This window comes from Mesorhizobium sp. M1A.F.Ca.IN.020.06.1.1 (genome assembly GCF_004023265.1).
GTDB lineage: Bacteria > Pseudomonadota > Alphaproteobacteria > Rhizobiales > Rhizobiaceae > Mesorhizobium.
On the sequence record NZ_RZSR01000543.1, the window covers coordinates 1 to 4,097 of the forward strand.

4 protein-coding genes are annotated in these 4,097 nt (G+C 64.5%); all 4 read right to left on the reverse strand.

What is annotated here, in order from left to right; translation table 11 throughout:
• A partial coding sequence (tilS, locus tag EOA60_RS21850) for a tRNA lysidine(34) synthetase TilS (RefSeq protein WP_128311859.1) occupies positions 1 to 671 on the reverse strand: 671 nt, incomplete at its 3' end.
• Positions 672 to 722: 51 nt separating this feature from the next.
• Positions 723 to 1,868 carry a tol-pal system protein YbgF gene (gene ybgF, locus EOA60_RS21855; RefSeq protein ID WP_095824084.1) on the reverse strand — a complete coding sequence of 382 codons (1,146 nt, stop codon included), beginning with the start codon at positions 1,866 to 1,868 and terminating at the stop codon, positions 723 to 725.
• A 270-nt stretch (positions 1,869 to 2,138) separates the two neighbouring features.
• A complete protein-coding gene (pal, locus tag EOA60_RS21860) occupies positions 2,139 to 2,645 on the reverse strand; it encodes a peptidoglycan-associated lipoprotein Pal (protein WP_067001802.1) in 507 nt (168 codons plus the stop codon).
• 317 nt (positions 2,646 to 2,962) lie between these two features.
• Positions 2,963 to 4,097: Tol-Pal system beta propeller repeat protein TolB (gene tolB / locus EOA60_RS21865; protein WP_128311861.1), on the reverse strand; the 1,135-nt coding region annotated here is incomplete at its 5' end.

Consider the following 4,097-nt stretch of genomic DNA (forward strand, 5'->3'; position numbering starts at 1 on the left):
TCCATGAGGCGCGCCTCGCCGGCCCCGCCCGTGAGCGAGATGCGCAGGCGCGGCCGCTCGAAGCGCCGGTCGACATTGGTCGGATCCTCGGTCCAGCCGATGCCGCGACGCTTCAGCATCTCCCGCAATGCCGCGCGGCGCGTGGCGAGCAGCGGGCGGGCGATCCAGACCCGCCAATCGTAGAGCGTCGCGGGCGCCATGCCGGCGAGGCCGCGGCCGTCGCGTGGATCCTCGTTGCGTGCATCCCCTTCACGAGCTTGCCGCATCAGCACGGTCTCGGCCTGGTCGTCGGCGGTATGTCCGGTCACCACCGTGCGGATGCCTTCCGCTTCGGCTGCCTCGGCCAGCAGCCGGTAGCGCGCCTCGCGCGCGGCGGCCGGCAAGCCGGTCGATGGCTTGCGGCCGGACCAGACGAGCGTGCAATGCGCGATGCCGTGCTCGGCGCAAAGCCGGGCGACAGCTTGCGCTTCGGCCGCCGAGCTTGGTCTGAGGTCATGATCGATCGTCACCGCAAGCAGCCTTGCCGCGGGCAGGGTACGGTCGAGGTGGTGCTTGAGCAGATGGAGAAGGGCGGTCGAGTCGCTGCCGCCGGACACGGCCGCAACGGCGCCGTGGGAGAAGTCGAAGTCTTGGAAAAGGCGATCCGAAAGGTCAGTCTCGGTACCGAACATCACTGCGCGTCGTCCACAAGCGGTCCCGATTCTGGGACAACGACACGCAAGCTAGCACGAGGCCAGCGCCTTTTCCTGCTTGATGCGTTCCTTCAGCGTGCCGGAAACATCCGGGTAGCGCTTGCCGATCTCGTTGAAAGTGGCGCAGGCCACGTCGTTCTGCTTGAGGCCGACCAGCGATACGCCGAGCTTGAGCAGCATGTCGGGCGCCTTCTTGGCCTTCGGATAATCCTTGCTGGCGGCCAGGAAAACCTCCGCCGCGTCGCGGTATTTCTGCTGGCCAAGCAGGGATTCGCCCAGCCAGTAATGCGCGTCCGCCGCCTTGGCGTCCTTGGGGAAGCGCGAGATATGGTCGCGGAACCCCTGCTCGGCGGTGGGATAGTCGCCCGACAGGATGAACTGGTAGGAGTTGCGGTAGAGTTCGTCCGGATTGTTGGTCGAGGGCAGCGAGGCCATGACCGTGCCGCCGGACTTGCCTTTGCCAGCCTTGCTGCCGGTCTCCGCGGCAGGCGCGTTTGCCGTAGCCGCGGGAGCTTCCGTCTGCGAGCCCGCCTGCGGGGCGGGGTCGGCATTGACGACATTGCCGTTCTTGTCGACGGTGATGGTGCCGAAGGTCTTCGGCGGCGCGCCGGTGATCAACTTGCCCGGGTCGCCGGTCTGAGACTCGACGATGACGTCGCCGACGCTCTTGCCGCCGCCGTCCTGCGGAGCCGTGCCGGCCGGAGCTTGCGTCGCCGGAGCCGTTGCGACGTTGGTGTCGGTGCCGCTGTCGCCGGCGCCAGCATCGCCCATATTCGTGTTGCCGCTGCTGCCGTCCTGCGGCGCGGCCTCCGACTTCTTTTGGCCCGTTGGCTTCGCGCCCTGCGAGCCGCCTTCGAGCTGCTGGAAGCGGAACTCGTTGTCCTCCTGCTGCTTGCGCATCTGCTCCTGCATTTGCAGGATCTGGAAATTGAGCTCCTCAAGCTTGCCGTTCATCTGGCGGATCTGATCCTCCAGACCGGTCATGCCGGCGCCGTCCTGCTGGGCGACTTGCGCCTGCTCGGTCTTCTTTTTGTCGCCGAAAATGCCCAGCGTCGGCAGATGGAAAGTGAAGCCGCTGTTCGAGGCTTGCCCGCTGTCCGCCGGTGCGGCGATGCCTGCGATGCTTGATAGGAGCAGCAGCGCAAGCGTGCCGCTCAGGACCGTTCTGAAATGCATTATGTCTCTCGCCGTGAAAATCTGTTGGCCCGATGCGCCTTTCCAAATCGGAGGGGGATAAAGCGCCCTCGCGCTCTTAGCAGGACGCGAGACTTCGGCCAAATTTTGTTTCAAGCTGTCGCATATGAAAAAGGCGGCTCGGAGGCCGCCTTTCGTTCAGCGATGTTGTATTTTTGCCGCCCACAGCGCCGCGCGTCGTCAGACGCGCCAAGGACGCTGTGGCGCTTATGAGCGTTTCCGAAAATCGATATCGATTTCCGGCGCGGCGCGTCAGGAACCGGCGCCCGAGAGCGTGGTGACGGCGCGGCGGTTCTGCGACCAGCACGAGATGTCGTCGCAGACGGCGACCGGGCGTTCCTTGCCGTAGGAGATCGTCTTCAGACGGTTGGCCGCGACGCCCTTCGAAACCAGGAAGTCGCGGGTGGCAGCGGCGCGGCGGGCGCCCAGCGCCAGATTGTACTCGCGCGTGCCGCGCTCGTCGGCATGGCCTTCGATGACGATGGCATACTGCCTGTACTGGTTGAGCCACTGCGCCTGGCGCGACAGCGTCGTCTGCGCGTCGGCGCGGATCGACGAGGAGTCGGTGTCGAAGAAGATGCGGTCGCCGATGTTGACGGTGAAGTCCTGCGCCGAGCCGGGCGTGGCAGAGCCGGCGCCGTTGAGGCCGAGATCGGCGGCGCTGTTCGGGGTCTTCTTCGAGGCGCAGCCGGTGATGGCCAGAGCCGCCACCAGCGCGATCATCGCCGGATTTCTGGTAAGTGCTGCGATACGGCCCATGCCGCCTCTCCTTCGCATTCGAGTGATTTCGTTGATCACCCAGTAACCACGTTTGGGTTAACCGGCATTCAAGAAACACGGTTAATTTTTCGTTTCGAGCCGCCGTCCTCGGCCGATTTAGCTAGGCTCACAATGCGCGGCGACCGTAGGCGGAAATGCGGCCAAAACATGAAAAAAGGGGGAATTAAGGAACTGAAGAACTGAGGAATTGAAGGAAGAAATTAGGCCAGCTTCTCTCTGAAATTTACCAGCGCCCCGGGTCCTCCATTTTCCTCAGTTCTTCAGTTCCCCGTTCTTAAATTCTTCCGTTCCTCTGCCTATTCCAGCAGCGGCGACCAGGCCGGATCCGAGGCGAAGTTCGAGGTCGGGATCTGCTGCTCGTTGCGGCCGGTAAGATCCACCGTGACCAGCTTCGGCCCGCCGGCGGAGTCGCGGAAAAACATCAGCACGCGACCGTTCGGCGCCCAGGTCGGCCCCTCCTGCTGGAAGCCGGAGGACAGGATGCGCTCGCCCGAACCATCGGTCTTCATGACGCCGATCTGGAACTCGCCGCCCGACTGCTTGGTAAAGGCGATGAGGTCGCCGCGCGGCGACCACACCGGCGTGGAATAGACGCCGTCGCCGAACGAGATGCGGTGCGGGTTGGAGCCGTCCGCGCCCATAACGTAGATCTGCGAGCGGCCGCTGCCGCCGCCGCGGTCGGAGGTGAAGACGATCTGCGAGCCGTCGGGCGAATAGGAGGGCGAGGTGTCGATGGCTGTCGAGTCGGTGAGCCGCGTGGTCGAACGGCTTCTCAGATCCATGGCGAAGATGTTGGAGTTGCCGTCATCGCGCAGCAGGCTCATGATCACCTTCTGGCCATCGGGCGAAAAGCGCGGCGCGAACGTCATGCCGGGGAAATTGCCGACCAGCTCGCGCTGCCCGGTCTCGATCTGCAGCAGATACACCTTCGGCTGTCCGCTCTCATAGGACATGTAGGTGATTTCCTGCCGGTTCGGCGAGAAGCGCGGCGTCAGCACGATCGAACGGCCGTCCGACAGGTAGCGGACGTTGGCGCCGTCCTGGTCCATGATGGCAAGACGCTTCTTGCGCGCGTTCTTGGCGCCGGATTCGTCGACGAAGACGACGCGCGTATCGAAGTAACCCTTCTCGCCGGTCAGCCGCTCGTAGATCGCATCGGCGATGATATGGGCGACGCGCCTGGTATTGGCGTCATTGGCGAAGAACTGCTCCCCGGCCATCTGCTGGCCGGCAAAGGTGTCCCATAGCCGGTACTGGGCGCGGATACGGCCGTCGGCTTCCTTGCCGACGCTGCCGGTGACCAGCGCCTGCGCATTGATCACCTTCCAGTCATCGAAGCGCGGCGTGGCGTCCGGGCCGGAGATCTTCTCGATGAAAGCGCTCTTGTCGATCGGCGCGAACAGGCCGGAACGCTTGAGGTCGGCCGTGACG

Excerpts from the sequence above, each read along its gene's own strand:
- ybgF (WP_095824084.1), bottom strand. The coding sequence starts at position 1,868 with ATGCATTTCAGAACGGTCCTGAGCGGCACGCTTGCGCTGCTGCTCCTA.
- pal (WP_067001802.1), bottom strand. The coding sequence starts at position 2,645 with ATGGGCCGTATCGCAGCACTTACCAGAAATCCGGCGATGATCGCGCTG.